Source organism: Rhizobium leguminosarum, from assembly GCF_019798305.1.
Classification (GTDB): Bacteria; Pseudomonadota; Alphaproteobacteria; order Rhizobiales; family Rhizobiaceae; genus Rhizobium; species Rhizobium leguminosarum_U.
In genome coordinates this window covers 252,235-273,913 of the sequence record NZ_JAAXDD010000006.1, presented here as the reverse complement: position 1 = coordinate 273,913, position 21,679 = coordinate 252,235, and the positions used below count along the sequence as shown (strand labels likewise).

Annotated in this window: 21 protein-coding genes; 9 read left to right on the top strand and 12 right to left on the bottom strand. The window is 62.8% G+C overall.

Features of this window, described 5'->3' with window-relative positions; all coding sequences use genetic code 11:
• Positions 1 to 23: 23 nt before the first annotated feature.
• The 6 genes from HFO99_RS13095 to HFO99_RS13070 are packed head-to-tail and all read right to left on the bottom strand — an operon-like array spanning position 24 to position 6,800.
• The gene (locus tag HFO99_RS13095) at positions 24 to 1,334 is read right to left on the bottom strand and encodes an alanine racemase (RefSeq protein ID WP_222334453.1); all 1,311 of its coding nucleotides are present in this window, start codon (positions 1,332 to 1,334) and stop codon (positions 24 to 26) included.
• The gene (locus tag HFO99_RS13090) at positions 1,327 to 2,283 is read right to left on the bottom strand and encodes an amidohydrolase family protein (protein WP_222361617.1); all 957 of its coding nucleotides are present in this window, start codon (positions 2,281 to 2,283) and stop codon (positions 1,327 to 1,329) included. The genes HFO99_RS13095 and HFO99_RS13090 overlap by 8 nt, the downstream gene beginning before the upstream one ends.
• Positions 2,280 to 3,221 carry an ABC transporter permease gene (locus HFO99_RS13085; protein ID WP_222361615.1) on the bottom strand — a complete coding sequence of 314 codons (942 nt, stop codon included), beginning with the start codon at positions 3,219 to 3,221 and terminating at the stop codon, positions 2,280 to 2,282. The genes HFO99_RS13090 and HFO99_RS13085 overlap by 4 nt, the downstream gene beginning before the upstream one ends.
• On the bottom strand, positions 3,218 to 4,180 hold the full coding sequence (locus HFO99_RS13080; protein WP_222361613.1) for an ABC transporter permease: 963 nt from the start codon (positions 4,178 to 4,180) through the stop codon (positions 3,218 to 3,220). The genes HFO99_RS13085 and HFO99_RS13080 overlap by 4 nt, the downstream gene beginning before the upstream one ends.
• Positions 4,177 to 5,691, bottom strand: a complete 1,515-nt coding sequence (locus tag HFO99_RS13075; protein WP_222361611.1) for a sugar ABC transporter ATP-binding protein — start codon at positions 5,689 to 5,691, stop codon at positions 4,177 to 4,179. Before HFO99_RS13075 ends, HFO99_RS13080 begins: the two co-directional genes overlap by 4 nt.
• A gap of 35 nt (positions 5,692 to 5,726) precedes the next feature.
• Entirely contained in the window at positions 5,727 to 6,800 is a 1,074-nt protein-coding gene (locus tag HFO99_RS13070) for an ABC transporter substrate-binding protein (RefSeq protein ID WP_222361608.1), read from the bottom strand.
• 217 nt (positions 6,801 to 7,017) lie between these two features.
• On the opposite strand from HFO99_RS13070, the gene HFO99_RS13065 reads away from it, so the two are divergent.
• The 5 genes from HFO99_RS13065 to HFO99_RS13045 all read left to right on the top strand — a co-directional run bounded on the left by HFO99_RS13065 (position 7,018) and on the right by HFO99_RS13045 (position 12,231).
• Positions 7,018 to 7,803, top strand: coding sequence for an IclR family transcriptional regulator (locus HFO99_RS13065; RefSeq protein WP_012760654.1), 786 nt, complete (start codon positions 7,018 to 7,020; stop codon positions 7,801 to 7,803).
• A gap of 408 nt (positions 7,804 to 8,211) precedes the next feature.
• Positions 8,212 to 9,564 carry an LLM class flavin-dependent oxidoreductase gene (locus tag HFO99_RS13060; RefSeq protein ID WP_222361606.1) on the top strand — a complete coding sequence of 451 codons (1,353 nt, stop codon included), beginning with the start codon at positions 8,212 to 8,214 and terminating at the stop codon, positions 9,562 to 9,564.
• Between the two features lie 10 nt (positions 9,565 to 9,574).
• Entirely contained in the window at positions 9,575 to 10,426 is an 852-nt protein-coding gene (locus HFO99_RS13055; RefSeq protein ID WP_221974036.1) for an ABC transporter permease, read from the top strand.
• 41 nt (positions 10,427 to 10,467) lie between these two features.
• The gene (locus HFO99_RS13050; protein WP_222334448.1) at positions 10,468 to 11,451 is read left to right on the top strand and encodes an ABC transporter substrate-binding protein; all 984 of its coding nucleotides are present in this window, start codon (positions 10,468 to 10,470) and stop codon (positions 11,449 to 11,451) included.
• 9 nt (positions 11,452 to 11,460) lie between these two features.
• Complete coding sequence (locus HFO99_RS13045) at positions 11,461 to 12,231, top strand: ABC transporter ATP-binding protein (RefSeq protein WP_222361604.1); 771 nt, start codon at positions 11,461 to 11,463, stop codon at positions 12,229 to 12,231.
• An 84-nt stretch (positions 12,232 to 12,315) separates the two neighbouring features.
• Here the strand turns inward: HFO99_RS13045 and HFO99_RS13040 are convergent, their stop codons facing one another.
• The gene (locus HFO99_RS13040; protein ID WP_222334446.1) at positions 12,316 to 14,130 is read right to left on the bottom strand and encodes a chloride channel protein; all 1,815 of its coding nucleotides are present in this window, start codon (positions 14,128 to 14,130) and stop codon (positions 12,316 to 12,318) included.
• Between the two features lie 202 nt (positions 14,131 to 14,332).
• Here HFO99_RS13040 and HFO99_RS13035 point away from each other — a divergent pair, with 202 nt between their 5' ends.
• On the top strand, positions 14,333 to 14,767 hold the full coding sequence (locus tag HFO99_RS13035; RefSeq protein WP_222334646.1) for a MarR family winged helix-turn-helix transcriptional regulator: 435 nt from the start codon (positions 14,333 to 14,335) through the stop codon (positions 14,765 to 14,767).
• A gap of 35 nt (positions 14,768 to 14,802) precedes the next feature.
• Here the strand turns inward: HFO99_RS13035 and HFO99_RS13030 are convergent, their stop codons facing one another.
• The 5 genes from HFO99_RS13030 to HFO99_RS13010 all read right to left on the bottom strand — a co-directional run bounded on the left by HFO99_RS13030 (position 14,803) and on the right by HFO99_RS13010 (position 18,871).
• The gene (locus HFO99_RS13030) at positions 14,803 to 15,711 is read right to left on the bottom strand and encodes a homocysteine S-methyltransferase family protein (protein ID WP_222361602.1); all 909 of its coding nucleotides are present in this window, start codon (positions 15,709 to 15,711) and stop codon (positions 14,803 to 14,805) included.
• A 119-nt stretch (positions 15,712 to 15,830) separates the two neighbouring features.
• Positions 15,831 to 16,520 carry an ABC transporter permease gene (locus HFO99_RS13025; protein WP_222334444.1) on the bottom strand — a complete coding sequence of 230 codons (690 nt, stop codon included), beginning with the start codon at positions 16,518 to 16,520 and terminating at the stop codon, positions 15,831 to 15,833.
• Between the two features lie 12 nt (positions 16,521 to 16,532).
• Positions 16,533 to 17,258, bottom strand: a complete 726-nt coding sequence (locus HFO99_RS13020) for an ABC transporter permease (protein ID WP_222334443.1) — start codon at positions 17,256 to 17,258, stop codon at positions 16,533 to 16,535.
• 12 nt (positions 17,259 to 17,270) lie between these two features.
• Complete coding sequence (locus HFO99_RS13015; protein ID WP_222251678.1) at positions 17,271 to 18,044, bottom strand: transporter substrate-binding domain-containing protein; 774 nt, start codon at positions 18,042 to 18,044, stop codon at positions 17,271 to 17,273.
• A 47-nt stretch (positions 18,045 to 18,091) separates the two neighbouring features.
• Positions 18,092 to 18,871 (bottom strand): ABC transporter ATP-binding protein, encoded by a 780-nt coding sequence (locus HFO99_RS13010; protein WP_222361600.1) that lies wholly within the window; start codon positions 18,869 to 18,871, stop codon positions 18,092 to 18,094.
• A gap of 163 nt (positions 18,872 to 19,034) precedes the next feature.
• Between HFO99_RS13010 and HFO99_RS13005 the strand changes: the two genes are divergently transcribed.
• The 3 genes from HFO99_RS13005 (at position 19,035) to mctR (ending at position 21,646) form a co-directional block, all read left to right on the top strand.
• Positions 19,035 to 19,499, top strand: coding sequence for an Lrp/AsnC family transcriptional regulator (locus tag HFO99_RS13005; RefSeq protein WP_011654432.1), 465 nt, complete (start codon positions 19,035 to 19,037; stop codon positions 19,497 to 19,499).
• Between the two features lie 120 nt (positions 19,500 to 19,619).
• Positions 19,620 to 21,005, top strand: coding sequence for a sensor histidine kinase MctS (gene mctS / locus HFO99_RS13000; protein ID WP_222361598.1), 1,386 nt, complete (start codon positions 19,620 to 19,622; stop codon positions 21,003 to 21,005).
• A complete protein-coding gene (gene mctR / locus HFO99_RS12995) occupies positions 21,002 to 21,646 on the top strand; it encodes a response regulator transcription factor (RefSeq protein ID WP_222334440.1) in 645 nt (214 codons plus the stop codon). The genes mctS and mctR overlap by 4 nt, the downstream gene beginning before the upstream one ends.
• Positions 21,647 to 21,679: the final 33 nt, after the last annotated feature.

Sequence of the window (21,679 nt, the reverse complement as noted above, 5' to 3'; positions counted from 1 at the left end):
TTTCTTGCTTTTGGAGGGAGAGTTCAGCCAAAGCTGGTCAGATAGGCTGTCGTCACCGAATGGTCCGGATCGAGGCCGTAGAGGATGGCATGCCGGTCAAGGCAGGTGCAGGGATGCGAGATGCCGCACTCGATGACGTCGCCGACCGCAACGTCGCTGCCGTCGGCAAGGGCCACGAAGGCGTGCTGATCGTTGAGGCGAAACACGTCGGCGTTTCCGAGATCGGCGAGATACGCACCATTGCGATAGAGCGCCAGCGGCCGCGGCAGGCCCTGATCCATCGCAACATCGCGCATGCCCATGCCGCAGATCGCCAGCCGCGGCTCCGGCCGCGACAGGATCTCGGCCCAGACCCGCAGCGCCGGACGGAAAGCTGCCGCAGCCGAAACCGTCTCGCCGCCGATGCGGAAACCGCCGCGTGCATCGAGGCCGGCCAGGCCGCGTTCGTAAATGCCGTGATCGTGGAAGAAGATCGCGCCGCTGCGCAGCACCAGCCGGCAGGCGGGATCGGCTGCGATGGCGGCGGAAAGCCTGGCAATCACCACATCGAAAAACACCGAGCCACCGGCCGTGACGAGGAGCGGCCGCTCGTCACCGATGCGGGCGCGCACCTTCGGCAGGAAATCAGATGTCACCGTCATCAGCGCGTCGATGCGACGCATCGTCTCTTCCGCATCGGCGGTCGCCGCCGCACCCTCATAGGCGGCGATGCCGGTCAGCCGGAAGGCCGGCGTCTCCGCGGCAAGGATTGCCTCCAGAATTGCCTCCGCGGCGTCGACGCCGCGGGCACCGGCGCGGCCGGCGCCGAACTCCACCAGCAGGCCGAGGGGCGGTAGATCGGCACGCTCATGCCATGCGGAATGAAGAGCCTCGACCAGCGCCATCGAATCCACGAAAATATGGAGTTCCGCATCGGGATAATGGGCAAGCAGGGCCGCGAGCCGGCGGGCAGCGGCCACCCCGCCGATCTCGTTGGCGAGGATCAGCCGGCGTTGTCCCGCCTTGAGCAGGACAGCGGCCTGGCGGATGTCGGCGACCGTCGTGCCCCAGGCGCCTGCCGCCAGAAGTGCCTCCGACAGCGCCGTCGACATAGGTGTCTTGGCATGCGGGGCGATTTCGACGCCATGGCTCTTCACATAGGCCATCATCAGTTCGACATTGCCGGTGAAAGCCTGCCGGTCGAGCGAGATCAGCGGCAGGGCCATCCTGCCGTCATAGGGCTTCCATCCCTGCTTGCCGATTGCAGCAAGCGCAAGCGGCGGATTGCCCGGCGGAAAGCCGCGCACCCGCTCGTCGATCAAAACGTTTTCCGTCGCAGTATGAAGGTCAGACATGGCAGCCACTCCTGATCTCGGCCGGGTCGGCGATGCCGAGGCGATAAGTGTCGTTGGCCGTGGCAAAGAACAGGGCGCGCTGCTCGTCGTAAGAGAGCTGGGAGGCGACCGTGCGGAAAACCTGATAGACCTCATCGAAAGAGGCATGCAGGCCCGCAACCGGAAAGTCGCTCGCGAACATGGCGCGCGCCGGGCTGAAACAATCGAGGCAATGGTCGATCACCGGCCGCAGGCTTTCGAGCGTCCACTTATTGTCATAGGCGACGAGGTCGGAGATCTTCAGGCGCAGATTCGGCTCGCTGCCGAGCGCCCGCAGACCACGGCGCCAGAGCGCCATGCCGTCCTCCGTCCGGTCTGCCGGGCTGCCGCCATGGTTGAGCACGAAAAGCGTTTGCGGAAAAGCGCGCACCAGTTCGAGCGCCTCACTCATCTGCCAGGGATAGAGCATCAGATCGAAGACCAGTCCGAGCCGCGTGGCATGGGCAAGCCCCGCCCGCCAGACGGGATCGCCCATGCGGTTCGGGCGCGAAGCAAAACTCTTCGCCGCGTCCGGATGCCAGCTGACGATGTCGCGTATGCCGACAACGTTGGGATTTGCCGCTTCCGCCTCAAGCAGGCGCATGGCGTCCGGCCCGTCGAGAGGCACGCGCGCGATATAACGGTGCGCCACGCCGGAGCTGCGGTCGAGGCCATCCAGCCAGCGGCTCTCTTCCAGCGGGTACGCAACGGACCAGCCGGCCTCCACATGCACGGTTGCAATCACGTTCTGGCGGGCGGCATCGGCGCGATAATCGTCGATGCCATAGTCGCGCAGGATCGGCGCGAGGCTTCCGAAAACCATCTCCTCGCCGGAAGCTCGGGTCTTCTGCAGCCAGGGATGGCGTTGCAGGCTGAGGTCCCAGAGGTGGTGATGCGGATCGATCACCGGCCGGTTATAGAGCTCCGTCATCGGCGCGCCTCGCGGCCGGAAACGAGCAGAAGGGCAAGGATCAGCGCGCCGAACATGATCGAGCGCCAGCCGGGCGAGGCGTTGACGACGGTGATCAGCGCCGTCGTCGTGACGAGCAGGATTGCGCCCGGAATGGTCCCGGCATAGGTGCCACGGCCGCCGAGGATGGAGGTGCCGCCGAGCACGACGGCGGCGATCGAGGTCAGCAGATAGGGGTCGCCGATGCCGACATACCCTTGCCGGTTCATGCCGAGCACGAGAATGCCCGCAAGCCCCGCGAAAAAGCCGGACAGAGTGTGGACGATCAGCGTGTTGCGGGTGACGCTGACGCCGGAAAGCCGGGCCGCCAGCGGGTTCGCCCCGAGCGCCAGGAAACGCGCGCCGATCGGCATGCGGTGGACGAGCAGCAGGACGACGATCGAGACGACAAGCCACAGAATAATGCCTGAGGGAATGCCGAGCGGCCGCGCCTGCCCGAGCAGAATGACCGCCGGATTGCTGACGGTAACCGCGCTGCCGCCGGCGACGATGACGAGCAGCCCCTGCAGGAAGGTCGCCATAGCCAGCGTCATGATGATCGGCGGCACGCGAAGATAGGCAGCACCGGCGCCGTTCATCAGGCCGATAGCCGCGGCGATGGCAAGGGCCGCCGCGATGCCGGCGAGGCCGGTCGGGTCCCAGGCTGGCGAGATCAGCGGCAGCAGGATCGCCGTGACTGTTATGACCGCGCCGACGGAAAGATCGATGCCGCCCATCAGGATGACGAGCGTCTGGCCGGCGGCGGCAATGCCGATCACCGCGGCGAGTTCGAGCAGGTAGCGCAGGTGGCCATAGGCGCCGAAACCACGCAACGTAAAGCTTGCGACGATCCAGACGAGCGCGACCAGAAGGAAGGTCAGGAGCGGCGGATTGCGGAACGCGGACCTGATGATGTTCATCGCCTTGCCCTCCAAGACCCAAGAAGTTCCGGAACGGCGACCGCGCCGACGATGATCAACCCTTGCGCGACATATTGCGCGACCGGCGGGAAGCCCAGGAAGAACATGACGTTGATCATCACCGAAAGCAGCAGGCTGCCGCAGATCGCGCCGCGCATCGTGCCCTTGCCGCCGAGGAAACCCACGCCGCCGAGCACAGCGGCGGCGATCGAGTTCAGCGTGAAGGGCGTGCCGATGACGGGATCACCGGAGCCGGTCTGCGCAGCGACGAAGAGACCGGTCAGGGCGGCGAGAAGGCCGGACAGGGCGAAGGCTGCAACCTTCACCCGTTCGACCGGAACACCGGAGCGGAACGCGCCGACCGGATTGTCGCCGGCCGCGTAGATGCCGAGGCCGAGCGGCGTTGCAAGAAAGGCCTTCCAAAGCGCCAGGATCACGATGAGCAGCAGGAAGGCGACGGGCGTGTGGCCGGCCAGCACCGTCGACAGCCAATCGGGAATGAACCCGCCCGGCCGGGGCAGCAGGATGAGCGCGACCCCGCCGATGATGAAGGAGCCAGCAAGCGTGACGATGATTGCAGGAAGCCTCAGATAGGTAACGATGGCGCCGATGACGGCGCCGATCGAAAGACCGGCAAGCGAGACCGCAAGAATGCCGCCCGGCACGCCGAGCGCTCCTTCCATCGTCGTCGCGGCGATCACCGCTCCAAGACTGACGAGCGGGCCGATCGCCAGCGTGATGCCGCCGTTCAGCATGAGCAGCGCCTGCGCCATGGTGACGAGCGCGAGCGGGAACCAGTTCTGCGTGAACTTGGAGAAGCCGCCGATCGAAAGGATGCCGGGAAAGAGCAGCGCATAGAGGATGAGAAAGGCGGCGACGACCAGATAGAGGCCGGCAAGGCCGCGGTTGCGGCGAAGCTGGATCGAGCCGTAGAGCCGGGATGACGAACTTATGCTCATGCCGCCTCTCCCTGCGTCGTGGTGGTGATGCCCATGGCCGCGCCGACGATCGCCCCTTCGCTGATTTCATCCTGCGACAGCACCGCCGCGACACGCCCCTCGCGCAGAACCACGACACGGTCGCAGAGATGCACGAGCTCCGGCGTATCGGAACTGGCCAGAATCACGAGCCGCCCCTCGGCGGCGAAAGCGCGGAGCATGAGATAGATTTCCCGCTTGGTCTCGATGTCGACGCCGCGCGTCGGATCGTTGAGGAGCAGAACGGAGGGATCGAGCGGCAGCCATTTGGCCAGCGCCACCTTCTGCTGATTGCCGCCGGAAAGCGCCTGCACCGGGCGGGCCGTGTCGCCCTTGATCGTCAGCCGGCGGGCGAGATCGGCGACCAGGCCGGTTTCCGCCGGCCGGTCGCGCAGCCCTTTGCGGGCGAGCCGTCCAAGCGAGGGCAGGATGAGATTGGAGGCGATGGAATGCGGCAGCACCAGTCCCTCATGCTTGCGGTCGGCCGGGACATAGACGATGCCGGCGGCGTTCGCCTCGCCGACATCGGCGGGCAGGGCGGGTTTACCCAATACCTCCGCCCGAGCGGCCGCGGCCGAAATCGCGCCGTAGAGGCCGAGCAGCAGGTCTTCCTGCCCTTGTCCCACCAGCCCGCCGATGCCGACGATCTCGCCGGCGCGGGCCGAGAAGCCGACATCACGCACCATGCCGGCGGAAAAACCTTCGACGCTGATGCACATCGCACCAGGTGCTGCGGTCGGGCGCGGCGGGAACAGGTCGCCGGTCTCGCGGCCGACCATCAAGCGCACCAGGCCTTCGCCGTCGATGCCGGACAGCGACTGGTCGGCGGTGACCAAGCCATCCTTCAGCACCGTGACATGCGAGCAGAGCGCCTGCACCTCATTGAGGCGGTGGGAAATATAGAGAAGTGCCGTGCCGCGGTCCCTCAGCGTCCGGATCAGGCGGGCAAGAATGCCGGCTTCGTGCGCGGAGAGCGATGAGGTCGGCTCGTCCAGAATGAGCACACGCGGCTTGCGGAACAGGGCCTTGGCGATCTCCACCATCTGGCGGCGGCCAAGTGCCAGATCAACGACCGGCATGTCGAGCGGCTCGGTGAGCCCGACCATGTCGCAGACGTCTGACACGCCGCGATGGAGCGCTTTGTAGTCGATGAGGCCGAACCGGCGCGGAAACGCGCCGAGCCCGATGTTTTCGGCAATCGACAGACTGGCCGTGAGGCTCAGCTCCTGTTGAACGACGGCAATACCAGCCGCGCGCGCAGCCGCCGGGCTGAAGCGCTCCACCGGCTTGCCGTCGACGAGGATGGAACCGCCGTCCGGCTGGAGAGCGCCGGACAGGAGGTTGATCAATGTGGACTTGCCGGCGCCGTTTTCGCCGAGCAGGGCGTGAATCCTGCCCGGCAGAAGGGCGATATCGACGCCCTTCAAAACGGGATTGCCGAAAAATCCCCTGAACACCTGCCGGGCTTCCAGCAGGGGTCTTTCTTCCGTCATGACGGCTTTCCTCAACCCGGGATTACTGAGGCGGATTACTTGGCGGCAAGCAGCTTGTCGAAGAGCGCCTTGTCGTAGTCCGAGTAGATATAGCCATCAGCCGGGAACTTGTCGGCTCGGGCGAGATAGCTGCCGATCGTGCTGTCGTCGATGACGGGCAGCGGCACCTTGACGAAGGCCGGAACGTCCTTGCCTTCCAGCGCCTGCACGGCGGTGTAAACGGAAAGCGCGCCGAGCCAGTTGGGCTGCATGGTCGCCCAGCCCTTCAGGCCCTTCTCCTTCCAGAGTTCCAGGAACTGCCGGGCGTTTTCGCCTGTTGTCGGCACCTGGTCGCGGCCTTGGCGCTCGAAGGCGAGGACGGAGCCGGCCGATAGCGCGCCGCCGAGCGACAGCACGCCGTCGATTTCGGGATTGGCGAAGAGCAGGCTGGTCATCGCTTCCTGTGCCGGGGCGACATTATATTCGGTGTTTGTCTCGGTGATCACCTGGAGACCCGGATTGGCGTCGAGGACCGGCTGGGCGCCCTTGCGGCGGTCGTCGCTCACCGAAATGCCAGCCGGGCCGTTCATGACGATGATCTTGCCCTTGCCGCCGAGCTGGCTGACCATCCACTTGGCAGCGGTCGCGCCCCATTCGTTGGAATCGGTGTTGATCTTCGCCGTCACCTTGTCGGTATTGACAAGGCTGTCGAAATTCACGACGGCGATGCCCTTGTCGCAGGCATCTGATATGACGCGGTCAAGCGCGTTGGAGGAACCGGCGATCACCACGATGGCGTCGACATTGGCGTCGATCATCGACTGGATATGCTGGATCTGCGTCTGGGCGTTACCCTGCGCGTCGGTAATCATCAGGTCCTTGACGAGGCCCGCCTTCTTCAGCTCCTCCACTTCGGCCGTGATGGTGCCTTCGGTCTGCTTCATCCAGGTCGGCACCGAATAGATGTTCGCCCAGCCGATCGTATAGGGCGCTTTCCTGTCACCCTTGATGCAATTGGCGGCGGCCGAGGCCGTACCGGCCGAAAAGACGAGGAGTGCCGCAGCGGTGGCAGCACCCGCGAGAAGGCGGCGGCGTAGCGAAGCGGAAATGCCGTTTTCAAGATTCTTCATGTCGATCCCCTTTTTTGTGTGCGGCAGCGTTGACGGCTTGCCATCAATGTCCAATATAATGTACATGTGATCTATATACCGGACGAGGCGATCTTATGCCGATTTTTCTACCTCGCAAGAGGGGTGGGAAAATTTCATTCGCTAGGAATGACGGGATCGATTGACAGATGCGGCAGTCGGCTTGAAAAGCTTGGCCGGGCAAAAAGGATCGAGAACAATGGATGCAGTTCAGGACGAAGCAGCCGGTAAACGCGCCCGAGGGCTCGACCGCGCCTTCGAGATCCTCGATTTCCTGCGCCAGAAACGGCAGGCCCTGAAGCCGAATGAAATCGCCGCGCAGATCGGCGCGCCGCGCTCATCGGTTTACGAGCTCGTAAACCTGCTGCTGCAGAATGGTATCCTGGAATTCACCGGCGGCGAGGGGCGTGTCTATCTCGGCCGCAAACTGTATTTCCTCGGCGCAGCCTATGAGAACCATTTCGACTTCACCCGCGAATGCGAGGCGGCGCTGGAACAGCTTGCCGACGAGACGCGGGAAACGGCGCAGTTCTGCATGCTGGATGGAAACAGATACACGGTCGTTCGCATGCGCGAAGGCGCGCGCCCCTTCCGCATTTCGACGGATGTCGGGCAGTCGGTGCCGATCCCGTGGACGGCGTCGGGCCGCCTGCTCGTCGCACACCTGTCGGATCAGGACATCTTGAACTTCATTCCGCCGCAGGATTTTCGCCTGCCGAACGGCGAATGGCTTGAGCCGCAAACCTTCATCGCCGAGGTGCGCCAGGCCGAGCGTGAAGGTCTCTTCACCTTCAACAGCATCGTCGACAGCTTCACGCACTGTTTTGCCGTACCGGTGCGGGGCGAGGAAGGCCATGCAGCCGCAACGCTCTGCCTCGTCACGCCACGCGACGATGGCATCGCCAACCGGGACCGCTACCTCGACTGCCTGAAGAAGGCCGCCGCAGGCCTCGACCATGCCCCGACCCGGCCAAAACGAGGCTGATGCCCTGAGCACATGAAGGCATTGATCTCAGGTAGCACGGACGTTCGTGCGAAAGCCGCCATTCCCTTGCATGCTCGTCAAACTGGATCCTGCTCGCTCCGGCGGGGCTGCAAGCGGGCATAAGACGCTCAGAAGACCTATTGCTATTTGTCGTCTCGGCCGGGCTCTTCGCCACGCCCGCAGATCCCATCTGCCGGTCCGCGCCCGCATACCCCCGGGATAGTCGCCCTGACCGTTGATTTCCGATTTCACGGCAAACCGGGAAATCTATTCACCCTTCCTCCGAAACTATGAAATTCAGTTTCTCTATAAATTCTATGGAGAACGTATTTTAGCAACCCAGCAGCCAATTGAATACTTGGCCCTGGAGAAGACCGGGCTGTTGACGGAAAACGGAGAGGACACGAAATGACACGGAAAATCAGGCTTGGAGCATTTCTTCCCGGTGGCGGACAGCATGTTGCGTCATGGCGGCATCCCGACCAACCGGCCGACGGCGCGACCAGTTTCGAGTTTCACAAACGTCTTGCCTTGACGGCTGAGCGTGGCCTCTTCGATGCTTATTTCCTCGCCGACGGGCTGGCTGTCGGTTTCGGCGGTGCGCGTGAAGGCGGCAACGCCCGCGTGGCCGGCTTCGAACCCGTGACATTGTTCTCGGCCATTGCGCCTTTCACCACCCATCTCGGCTTTATCGCCACGTCCTCGACCACCTACGAAGAGCCTTACACGACCGCCCGCAAATTCGCCTCGCTGGATCTGATCTCGGAGGGCCGTGCCGGCTGGAATGTCGTCACCACGACGGGCGACCTGACGGCACAGAACTTCAATCGCGATACCCAGCTTCCGCATGCCGACCGATATCGCCGCGCTGCCGAACACGTCGACGTTGTCCGCAAGCTCTGGGAAAGCTTCGAAGACGACGCGTTCATCCGGGACAAGCAATCCGGCGTGTTCTTCGATCCGGCGAAGCTGCACGACACCGATCACCGCGGCGAACATTTCAGCGTGCGCGGTCCGCTCAACGTGTCGCGGTCGCCGCAGGGGCATCCCGTCATCGTCCAGGCCGGGCAATCCGAAGATGGACGCGGGCTCGCCGCAGCAACGGCCGAAGTCATCTTCACCGCCCATCAGCATATCGAAACCGCCCAGGAGTTCTACCGGGATATCAAGGCACGCGCCCGCGCTCTCGGCCGAAACCCCGATCATATCCTCGTCATGCCCGGCGTATCCGCTTTCGTCGGCAGGACCGAGGCAGAGGCGCGCGAGAAATACGACCGTCTGACGTCGCTCATCGTCGAAGAGGACGGGATCGGCCTCCTCAATGGCCTGACCGGCGGCACGCTCGACCTGCACGGCTATGACCTCGACGGCCCTCTACCACCGGCGCCGCCGACGGAAGGCATGAAGAGCCGCCAGGCCCTCATCCGCCAGATCGCCGACGAAAACAACTTCACCATCCGCCAGCTCTATCAGTGGATCGCGTCTGCCCGCGGTCACTACACCATCGTCGGAACACCCGAACAGATCGCCGATACGCTGCAGAAGTGGTTCGAGAACGAAGCTGCCGACGGCTTCAACATTCTGCCGCCCTGGCTGCCGACGGCGCTCGACGATTTCGTCGATCTGGTCATTCCGGAACTGCAGCGCCGCGGCCTGTTCCGCACGGCCTATGAGGGCAAGACGCTTCGAGAAAACCTCGGCCTGCCTTTCCCGACCAATCGATGGGCTGCAGAACAAGCAGCTCTCCAGGCAGCAGAGTGAGGAGCGGTCGATGTCCTATGAAATCAACCAGGTTCTTCCGAGAAGCTTCGGCCGCCTGAAAAACAGCGAAAGCCATATTTCCACTCTCGCCTTGCAAGTGCGCGGGGTGCTCGCATCGCTTTTGCCGCGCTACGGCCTTCTCATCGGCTTCCTCTTATTCTGGCAGGTGTCGAGCACCAGAGGCTGGGTCAATCCCGCTATCTTCCCGCCCCTAGACGTGATCCTGTCCGCTCTTTGGACCAATCTTGCCAACGGCGCGCTGCTCGATGATATCGCTATCAGCCTGCAGCGATCCGGAACCGCCTTCGCCTTTGCCGTGGTGATCGGCATTCCGCTCGGCCTGTTCATGGGTCAGGTTCGTGCGGTCGAACAGGCGCTCGATCCGATCCTTCAGCTCTTCCGCCAGACCTCGGCACTGGCGCTCTACCCGGTCTTCATCCTGCTGCTTGGCCTCGGCGAAACATCGAAGATCTTCGTGATCTTCTGGGCGACACTGTTTCCGGTGCTGCTCGCCACGATCGGCGGCGTCAAGGAGGTGGACAAGAAGCTCATCGAGATGGCGCGGACCTATGGCGCCGGACCGCTGACCATCTTCCGCCGCGTCATCCTGCCGGCGTCGGTACCGGCGATCTTCGTCGGCTTGCGTCTTTCGGCGACGACTGCGCTTCTGCTGTTGATTGCCGCCGAGATGATCGGCGCCAACAAGGGCATCGGCTTCCAGGTGATGAACGCGCAGTACAATTTTCAGATCCCGCTGATGTTTGCGGCGATCCTTCTGCTCGCCTTCCTCGGGCTTGCCGCCAATGCCTTGCTCGTTCTCTTGCAGCGCCGTCTCTGCCGCTGGTCTCAGCCGAGCCGCTGACCTGCTTTCACCGATTTTCCTCTTCCGAAAGGCACCACCAGATGACATTCCATCCCCGCAACCTCCTCCTGCCGGCAGTGATCGCTCTCGGCCTAACCTCACCCGCCGCGGCCGCCGACACGGTGAAGCTGCGCTATCTCGCCAGCCAGGGTGGTCTTGCCGCTCATGAACTCGCCGCCGAACTCGGCTATTTCGACGGAACGGGCATCACGCTCGAAAATGTCGGCTACGCCCAGGGCGGCCCGGCCTCCCTGATCGCCCTGGCATCGGGTGATGTCGAGATCGGCAGCGCCGCAACTTCCGCCGTCCTGAATTCGATCATCGGCGGCAATGATTTCGTCGCCGCCTATCCCTCGAACGGCATCAATAACGAGGTGCAGTCGACCTTCTACGTGCTGGAAGACAGCCCGATCAAGAGTATCAAGGACATTGCCGGCAAGAGCATCGCGGTCAATACACTCGGCGCGCATCTCGACTATACCATCCGCGAAGCCTTGCATTCCGTCGGCCTGCCGGCGGACGCAGCCAATCAGCTTGTCGTTCCCGGGCCGCAGCTCGAACAGGTGCTGCGCTCCAAGCAGGTCGATATTGCCGCCTTCGGCTACTGGCAGACGACCTTCGAGGGGGCTGCGCTGAAGAATGGCGGCCTGCGTCCGATTTTCGACGATACCGACGTGCTTGGAGACATATCCGGGGGCTTCGTGGTCCTGCGCCGTGATTTCGCTCGCGAACATCCTGAAGCTGCAAAGATTTTCGTCGAGCAGTCGGCCCGCGCCCTCGACTATGCCCGCGAACATCCGGAGGAAACCAAGAAGATCCTCGCCAAGGCACTCAGCGAGCGCGGCGAGAACGCTGATATCGCCCAGTACTTTCGAGGCTATGGGGTGCGTGCCGGCGGTCTGCCGGTCGAGCGCGACATCCAGTTCTGGATTGACGTCCTGGTTCGCGAAGGCAAGCTGAAGCAGGGCCAGCTGGCCGCCAAGGACATCCTCTTGACCGCCGATGCCAAGCCGGCAAGCAACTGAGGAATGGTGATGAGCATCGCTGAGGACACGCGCCGCGGAGAGGTGACGATCCGTCACCTCTCCAAATCCTACAGGTTGAACGGGACACCGCTGCAGGTCCTCAGGGATGTCAACCTCCACGTCCGCTCCGGCGAAAGCCTCGCCATCGTCGGCGCCAGCGGCTCGGGCAAGACGACCCTGCTCAGGGTTCTGGCCGGTCTTGAGGATTCCGACACGGGCGAGGTCCTCGTCGATGGCAAGGCGGTGCGAGGCGTCGGCGCAGAGCGCGCCGTCATCTTTCAGGAACCGCGCCTTCTGCCCTGGCTGACCGTGCTCGACAATGTCTCCTTCGGGCTGGAAACTAGCGGCCTGCCGCGTGAGCAGGCGAGGGGACGGGCGCGCCATTATGTCAAGCTCGTCGGCCTGCAGCAGTTCGAGGCTGCCTATCCCCGGCAGCTGTCGGGCGGCATGGCCCAGCGCGTCGGCATCGCCCGGGCTCTGGCCGTCCAGCCGGAGATCCTGCTGCTCGACGAACCGCTCGGCGCGCTCGACGCGATGACCAAGATCGGCATGCAGCAGGAACTCGCACGGATCTGGCGCGATGAGGATGTGACGACCATTCTCGTCACCCACGATCTCGAGGAGGCGATCTATCTGGCCGACCGGATCCTCATCCTGCCACGGGAGAAGGGCGGCGAGCCGCGTCTGATCGAAATCGACCTGCCCCGTCCCCGCGACCGCAGCGCACCGGAATTCGTTCGACACCGCGAAGAGTTGCTGAACCTGTTCGGGCTGCATTGACGTCTTGAAGCGCGCGCACCGCATGGGACCTGATCCATGCGGCGCGCGGCAGTAGCAGTAGCGATGCGGAGGACGCCCGCGGCGCTACCGCGACTTGCTCTTCGAGCCGGCGGTGAGATACGGGCGCCGATCCAGTTCCGCCGACCTGTAGGAACTGCGCAGCCGCAGCAGATCTTTGCGGGCGATCAGGCCGCACAATTTCCCTGAGGTCGGATCGACGATCGGAATGCGTCCGTCGCCGGTCGACAGCATCAGATCGGCGATGAATGCGACCGTATCATCGGGATGCCCCACCGGAACGGAATCATCCGTCACGTTTTCCGCAAGCGTCTGGCTGGCGAGGTCCGGGTTCCCCTGCCAGAGCAAAGCGTCGGCTCTCGATACGACGCCGGCTAGCCTGCCTGTCGCATCGACCACCGGATAAATCCGGTGCGTCTTCTGCTGCGAGGCGAAGAAATCGCAGGCTTCTCCCACCGTCATGGCGACGGGAAGCGTGTCGACATCGCTGATCATGATCTCCCTTGCGCGCGACAGTTCGAACGGGTCGACGCCATATTCGCGGGTGATGTGCTGACCGCGGCGGGCGATCTTCTCGGTGAGGATCGAGCGGCGCAGCAGCAGGACGGTGACGGCATAGGCCACCACGGTTGCGGCAAGCAGCGGAACGAGCGTGCTGACGTCGCCGGTGATCTCCATCGCAAAGAAAGTGCCCGTCAGCGGTGCACGCATGGTTCCACCCATCATCGCCGCCATTCCGAGCAGCGCCCAGAAGCCGGGATCATTGCCCGGCATGACAAGGCCGACCAGCCATCCGAGAGCCCCGCCGAAAATCAGAAGTGGCGCGAGGACGCCACCGGAGGTGCCCGACGACAGGGCAAACAGCCAGATGATGGTCTTCACCAGCAGGATCGACATCACCGCCGGGGCGAGCAGCCGGTTGTTGAGCAGGCCATCGATGATGTCGTAGCCGACGCCCATGGACCGCGGTTCGATCAGGCCGCCGAGACCGATGACGAGACCGCCGAGCGCCGGCCACCACATCCAGTGGATCGGCAAGGCTTCGAACAGATCCTCGATCCGATAGAGCAGCGTCGTCAGCAATCCCGATTGCAGGCCGGAGATGATGCCCACCGCCGCACAGGCGAAAATACCCCACCAGGGCAAGGCCACCTGGAAGTGGGTCGGGAACAGCGGGCCGACGCCGAACAGCAGCGGACGCCAGCAGATCGACACGCAGGCGGCAACGGCGACGGGAATGAAGCTGCGCGGCTTCCATTCGAACAACAGCAGTTCGACCGCCAGCATGACCGCGGCGATCGGCGAGCCGAAGATCGCCGTCATGCCTGCGGCGGCGCCGGCGACGAGCAGCGTTTTCCGCTCGGCCGCACTCATGTGAAAGAATTGCGCGAACAGCGATCCGATCGCACCGCCGGTCATGATGATCGGCCCCTCGGCGCCGAACGGGCCGCCGGTTCCGATGGAGATTGCCGAGGACAGCGGCTTCAGGACCGCGACCTTCGGCGACATCCGGCTGCCGCCGATCAGGATGGCCTCGATCGCCTCGGGAATGCCGTGGCCGCGGATCTTCTCCGACCCGAAACGGGCCATCAATCCGATGACAAGTCCACCCAGCGGCGGAACAAGCACCACCCACAGCGAGCGCGGCACCGCAGCCAGAGAGGCAGGCTGGATGCCGATCTCCCCGAACCAGATGACATTCGTCACCAGCGCAATGAGGCTGACGAGACACCAGGCTGCAAACGCGCCTGACGTGCCGACAATGATGGACATGCCGACCAGGATGAGGACCCGCCTGTCGGTGGTGAAATCGCCGGCCTCGCGCCGGGAAAGACCGCCGGTGAAATCGTGCGGCCGGTTGCTTGGTGGATGCTGCGCCATGGAAGCCTCTGCTACGCCGGAAATGGAAACGGTTGAGGCGGGTCAATATATCGTGATGCGATATAAATCAACGGGCGAAAGCATGAAGGCGAGAATGTCCCATGAAGATGCCTCACTTGACCGGCTGGCGACTGCCCATCTATTCGATGATGGCGGCATGGCCTGCCGATCCTGGCAGCCGTTGCGGCAGAGGAGAAGTGCTTTGAAGAAGACCGCGCCGCTCCTGAGGCAAGAGGATTACGAGGCTCTCGCCGACCTCAGATTTGCGCTTCGCCAGTTCATGGACTTCAGCGCCTCTGCCGCCCAGTCGGAGGGATTGCCCCCGCAGCAACATCAGGCTCTTTTGGCGATCAAGGGACAACGCGGCGAAGCCATGACCATCGGCATGCTTGCCGAGCGGCTGATCATCGCGCCGCATACGGCGACCGAGCTTGTCGGGCGGTTGTCGGATGCCGGATTGGTCGAACGCCACGCTGATCCGGCCGACAGGCGCCGCCAGACGATTCTTCTGACGGATAAGGCCGACGCGCTTCTGACGAGACTGAGCGCCGTTCACCTTTCAGAAATAAGGGAGATGGCCCCGAAGTTGATTGAGCTTCTGCTCGAGCTCCAGAAGACGGCGTCGAACGCCAAATGACAATTGCGAAATAGCCGAGTTCCAGACGTGCCGCTTTAACCCAAAAGCGTCTTCCTCAAGCGATGGATGTGGGCGGCGCCAATGCCGCAGCAACCGCCGATGATCGTCGCGCCGGCCTCGGCCCAGGAGCAGGCATAGCGCGAATAGGCATCGTCATTCAGATCGGCGCGTGTCTCGTGCAGGCCTTCATTGGCGGCTGCCTCACCTTGCTCCCCTTCGAAGGCATTGGCATAGACGCCGATGTCGATATGAGCGTCCATCTTCCGGAACACGCGCGCCGCCGTCTCCACGGCCGCCTGCATGACCTCAGGCTTGCTGCAATTGAACAAGAGGGCTTCGGCGCCCGATGAAGCTACCCAGGATGCCGCGTCCTCGACCCTTTCATCGGAGCGAAGCCTCGGTTCGCCGCCCCTTATCGCCGCCTCGTCATCCGCCAACGTGAACGAAATCCAGAACGGCTTGCCTGACGTTGCCACCGCCTTGCGGACAGCCTCTGCCTCGGCGATCAGGCTCAACGTCTCGCCAAGCCATATATCGACGAAGGGAGAAAGGTTTTCGACAAGCACCTCGAGATAGTCCTGCACCCGCGAAGGCTGAAAGTTCTGCGGCTCGTATGAGCCGAAGATCGGCGGCAGCGACCCGGCAACCAGCACCTTCCGATCCGTGACGGCATCGGCCGCCTCGCGCGCCAAGCGGCCGGCGAGACGGATCAGCGCTGGTCCTTCCTTCCAGAACCGATCCTCGCCGATGTGAAAGGGCACGAGCGCATAGCTGTTTGTCGTAACGACCTCAGAGCCGGCGGCGATGAATTCCTGGTGAACCTTACGGACGATATCCGGCGCATTGATCAGCGCCAATGCCGACCATTCCGGTTGTTTCAGCTCGGCACCCAGCCGCAGCAGTTCGCGGCTCATGCCGCCATCGAGAATTCGTGTCGTGCTCATCAAGAGGTCTCCATTCAACCTGTCGCGCCGTCAGCGGCGCGGGGCTTTTCATCGTAAAGTGGGCGAGATGTACGTGGTTCGTGCGCCAGCGAGTTCATGGCCAGTCCCTTTCCGTCGGCCTAACGGCGAACCGGCACCTGCGCTTCGAGACCTCGAAAGACGTGGGCGATCACTGCGGTCAAGGCGAGATAGAAGAGGGTGACGACCAGCAGCGGTTCGTAGACGAGCAGCGTGTCCTGCCGAACCTTGTTTGCCACGGCGTAGAGATCCATGACCGTCACCGTAAAGGCGAGCGGCGTCGCCTTGAGTTGCATGACGATCTCTCCTGCAATCGTCGGCAGGGCGATGCGAATTGCGCGCGGCAGCCAGATGCGGCGGGTCAGCATCCAGGGCGACAGGCCGAAGGCCCGGCCCGCTTCGAGCTCGCCCTTGGGAACAGCAAGCAGCGCGCCGCGCAACACCTCTGCCTCATAGGCTGCGTAGTTCAGGGTAAAACTGACCGCGGCGAAGAAGAAGCCCTCGCGCAGGATCGGCCAGAACAGGCTCTGGCGAATGCCGGGGACCATGGGCAGCAGCGAGCCCACCCCGTAGTAGAGAAGCCATAGCTGTATCAGCAGCGGCGTGCCGCGGAAGAAGGTGCAGTAGCTGCGCGCGAGGATCCGGGTCAGTCTGCCGCCGCCGACTTGCGCGAAGGCGAGGCCTATGGCGAGGACGAAGCCGAACACCACGGAGATTACCAGCAGGCAAACAGTCTGCCAGGCGCCGGTGAGAAGCAGCGGCCAATAGGAAGAGATCCAGGTGAAATTCATAGGGCGCTTTCTTCAGGCAAGGCGCGGCTGCGCCCGCCGTACCCGTCCCTCGATCAGTTTGAAGACGACGTTGGAAACAAGCGTGATGGCGAGATAGAGAAGGGCCGAAGCAAGGAAAAAGACGAAGTAATGCTTGGTGCTTGCCCCGGCAAGACGGGTGGCGAGCGCCAATTCCTGGTAGCCGACGACCGCCACCAGCGCGCTGTCCTTGGTGACCGACATCCACAGATTGGCAAGACCCGGCAGCGCGTTTGGCAGGAGCGCCGGCAGCAGGACCCGGCGGAACCTCAGTACCGGTCCCATGCCGAAGGCCTTGGCGGCCTCGATCTGGCCGACGGGAATGGCGAGGATCGCGCCGCGCAGCACCTCCGTCATGTAGGCACCCTGGACGAAACCCAGCACCGCAACGGCCGCCACGAACCCATTCACATTGACCGGCGGCAGCTCCAACGCGGCGAGCAGCCGGTTGAGGCCATCGGTGCCGGCATAATAGAGCCCGACGATCAGGATCAGCTCGGGGACGGCGCGGATCAGCGTGGTATAGAGATCGAGCAGGAGGCGGAGCATGCGGTTGCCCGAAAGCTTTCCAAGCGCGCCGCCCGTGCCAAGCAGCAGGCCGATCGCGAAGGCGCAAGCGGAGATGGCGACCGTGGAGACCGCACCTGCCAGAAGGACGCCGCCCCATCCCGGAGGATAGGGAGACAGCAGGTCCAGAATACCTTGTTGCGTGGTCGCCATCGTTCCGGCTGCTTACTTTGCGCCGTAGATGTCGAAATCGAAGTATTTCTTGTTGATGGCGTCATACTGGCCACTGGCGCGGACGGCAGCGATCGCCGTGTTCAGCTTGGCCTTCAGCTCAGTGTCTTCCTTGCGCAGGCCGCCCGAAACGCCGGCGCCGAGAATCTCCTTGTCGTCGGCAACGTCGCCCATCTTGGCGCAGCAATCCTTGCCGCCATCGCTTTTGAGGAAAGCGTCAAGCGCCAGTGAATCGCCGAAGACATAGTCGATACGGCCGGAGGCGAGATCCTGGAACGCTTCGTCGAGCGTCTGGTAGGTCTTTTCCTCGGCAGCCTCGGCGAAATACTTCTTGTAATATTCCGACTGGATCGTCGACACCTGGATGCCGATGGTCTTGCCTTTCACGTCCTCGGCAGTGGCGCCCGGCTTCTGGTCCTTGGGGCCGATCAAGGTGCTCGGCGTGTTGTAATATTTATCGGTGAAGTCGATCACCTTCGAGCGTTCCGCGGTGTTCGACATCGACGACCAGATCACGTCGAACTTCTTGCTCTGGAGAGCCGGAATGAGACCATCCCAGGAAATTTCGACGATCGAGCATTTCTCCTTCATCTGCTCGCACACAACGTTCATCAGGTCGATCTCCCATCCCTGCCATTGGCCGGAGGCGTCCTTGGCGAAGAAGGGCGGATAGGATTCGTTCATGACACCGAAGCGGACTTCGGCCTGTGCGGTGACGGCGGAAAGCACGAGTGCCGCGCCGGCGAACAGTGTGGGGAGCAGTTTCATTCGCAGGATTCTCCTGGTTTGTGTTGTCGATGATAGATCGATGCGCATCAGTGGGCGCTGAGGCCGGTGAACTCCCGGCAGCGGGCGCTGACGGGCGCCCCGAATATCTGCTCCGGCGGGCCTTCTTCCTCGATCCGTCCCTGATGCAGGAAGAGAACACGGCTGGAGACATCGCGGGCGAAGCGCATTTCATGCGTGACGATCAGCATGGTCCGGCCTTCTTCCGCGAGATCGCGGATGACCTTCAGGACCTCGCCGACCAGCTCCGGATCGAGCGCCGATGTCGGTTCGTCGAACAGCATGACAGCAGGATCGACGCACAGCGCTCTCGCAATCGCCGCGCGCTGTTGTTGACCGCCTGAGAGGAAAGCGGGATAGGCATCGCGCTTGTCGAACAGCCCGACCTTGTGGAGCAGGGCCTCAGCCTTTTCGATGGCGTCGCGCCGCGAAATGCCCATGACGTGCACCGGCGCCTCGATGACGTTTTCCAGCACCGTACGGTGAGCCCAGAGATTGAAACTCTGGAAGACCATCCCCAGTCCGGTCCGTATCCGTTCGATCTGCCGCCAACTGCGCGGCTGCAGCCGGCCGCCCCGCCCCATCTTCAGCGCGATCTCCTCGCCGTTTACGGCAATGCGGCCACGATCCGGCGTTTCCAGGAAATTGATGCATCTGAGAAAGGTGCTCTTGCCGGAGCCCGACGAGCCGATGATCGAAATCACATCGGACTTCTCGGCCTGCGTCGAGATACCCTTGAGAACCTCTTGCGAGCCGAAGCTTTTATGGAGATCTTCGACGCGAAGAGCAGGAAAGGGTTGATCTGGCATGCATGGTTCCGGGTGAATTGAATTTGCGAAGGATAATGATAAAATAACGCGGTTTTTTCGCGCAGTTTTCATCTATTCTGCATATTTTATGCAAAATAATCTTCTTCGTGCGGCAAGTACGGCAGAATGCGCGAGTTGCTGCGGCGAGAATTGGGATTGGACAATGGAACAGCTGGATCGTTTTGACCGTGACATTCTCGATATCGTTCAGCGCGACTGCCAGCTGAAAGCCGAAACGATCGCCGAACGGATCGGACTGTCGGTCTCGGCCGTGCAGAGGCGGTTGAAGCGGCTACGCGAGGAAGGGATCATCAGGGCGGAGGTGGCCGTCGTCGACCGCAAGGCGACGGGGACAGCGATGGTGTTCATCGTCGGAATGGAGATCGAGCGGGACAATTACGACGCGTTGGCGAAGTTCCGCCTCTGGGCGGAAAAGCAGGATCACATACAGCAGGTCTATTATGTCACCGGCGCAGTCGATCTGATCGCAATCGTCACCGCCCGCGACGTCGAGCATTATGACGACATCGCCGCACTGATCATGGCAGACAATCCGCAGATCCGCCGCATGCACACGAATGTGGTGCTGCGGGACGTCAAGCTCGGCCTGTTCGTGCCCCTGGACTAGCGCACGCCATGCCCCGGCGGCAGTGGTTCCGGCCGCCAGGTATCGGGCACCGACAAGCCGCTGGACTCGCATTTGACAAAGGGCATAATTCCCGGCGCAAAGTCTCGGGAGGAATGATCGTTGACGTTACGACACCAGATCATCGCATTGGCGATCGTCCCGCTCGTCATATCGATCCTTGCGATCACCACCTTCATCACCTGGCAATCGGCAAACCTCGCCAAGAACAGCATCGACACGTTCGAGCAGAACATGCTGAAGACCAAGGAAGCCGAGATCCTCAATCTGACCAACCTTGCCGTGTCCGCCATCCAGACGATCTATGACAATGCCGGTGCCGACGACGAAGCCGCCAAGCAAAAGGTGGCGGCGATCCTGACTTCGCTCGACTACGGCAAGGACGGATATTTCTTCGTCTACGATTACGACGGCAACAACATCGTCCATCCGCGCCAGAGTTTCCGGCATGGGCATAATTGGCTCGACCTCACCGATCCGGATGGCGACAAAGTCATTGCCGAACTGATCGCCACGGCAAGAGCGGGCGGGGGCCTGCATCAGTACAAATGGCAGAAACCATCGACCGGACAGATCGCCGACAAACTCTCCTTCGTCGTCAGCCTCGACAAATGGCACTGGGTCGTCGGCACCGGCGTTTACCTGGATGACGTCTTTGCCCAAAGTGCCGCCGCCAACGCCGGAATGCGTGCCAACATAAAACGGACCTTCGTCATCGTCGCGCTGATCGCCGTGCCTTCAGTGCTCGTCGTTTTCACCACCTGCATGCTGCTGACGTTCCATGAGCGTCGCATGGCCGACAGCCGACTCAAGGCCCTTACGCAGCGGGTCATCGATACCCAGGAAGAAGAGCGCGCGCGGCTTGCACGCGAGTTGCACGACGGCATTTCCCAAAATCTCGTCGGTGTGCGCTATGCGATGGATCTTGCCGGCCGCAAGGTCAGGACCAATGTCGACGATGCGGCGCTGACGATCGACCGCGGTGTCGAGGCGTTGAACGGCGCCATCAAGGAAATCAGGCGGCTGTCGCACGATCTCCGCCCGCGCGTGCTCGACGATCTCGGCCTGACGGCCGCGCTGGAGGCACTCTGTTATCATTTTGCCGAGCGGACGGGGATCGAGACGAAGATCGACGCTTCGGGTTTCACCGACACGCTGAAGGCCGAAGCCAATACCGCGCTTTATCGTGTCGCACAGGAAGCGTTCAACAATGTCGAACGCCACTCGGGCGCCTCCAAGCTCGAGGTCAAGCTCTGGAGCGACGGCAGCCGAGCCCGCATGACGATCACCGACAACGGTACCGGCTTCGACGGCGTCAAGGACGGCGTCTCCGGCAGATCGGGTCTCGGCCTGCGCAACATGCAGGAGCGGATGGCCCACTTCCGCGGCCTGCTACTGATCAACAGCAACGAGGCCGGCACGACGCTGACGGCGATGCTGCCGAAATCGGCCAATCTCCCCGCCGGCAAGCAGGCAGAAGCTGCATGACGGAACGCCCGAAAATCAGGGTGCTCCTGATCGACAACCACCCGCTGGTGCTGGACGGGTTGAAGGCCGTGCTCGAGACATTCGACCATATCGAAGTTGCCGGCACAGCCGGGCTCGCCCAAACGGGGCTGGAGATCGGCCGGCAGGTCCTGCCGCAGGTCGTGCTGATGGACATCAACATGCCGAAGCTGAGCGGCATCGATGCGATCGAATTGTTCAGGAACGAACTTCCCCAGGCGCGGGTCGTGATGCTCTCCATGCATGACAGCCGCGAGTATATTTCCTCTTCGGTCATGCATGGCGCTGCCGGTTACATCCTGAAAGACGTTTCGACCGACGAGATCGTCTCGGCGATCGAGACCGTGGCGGGCGGGGGGACATATTTCTCGTCCGGCGTGTTCGACGCGCTGATGGGCGAACGCGCCGAGGAGGGCAGCGATCCCCTGACGCCGCGCGAACGCGACATTCTCGGGCTGATCGTTGCCGGCAGAAGCAACCGGGAGATCGCCGAAACGCTCGGGATCACTTCCGCCACGACGGAAACGCATCGCAAGAACCTCAAGAAGAAGCTCGGTATCGCCACCACAGCGGGCCTCATCCGCTATGCGCTCGATCATGGCATCGTCTCGAAAGTCGGATAAATCGCGTCTACCCACTTCTGGGTAGGCCTCGGC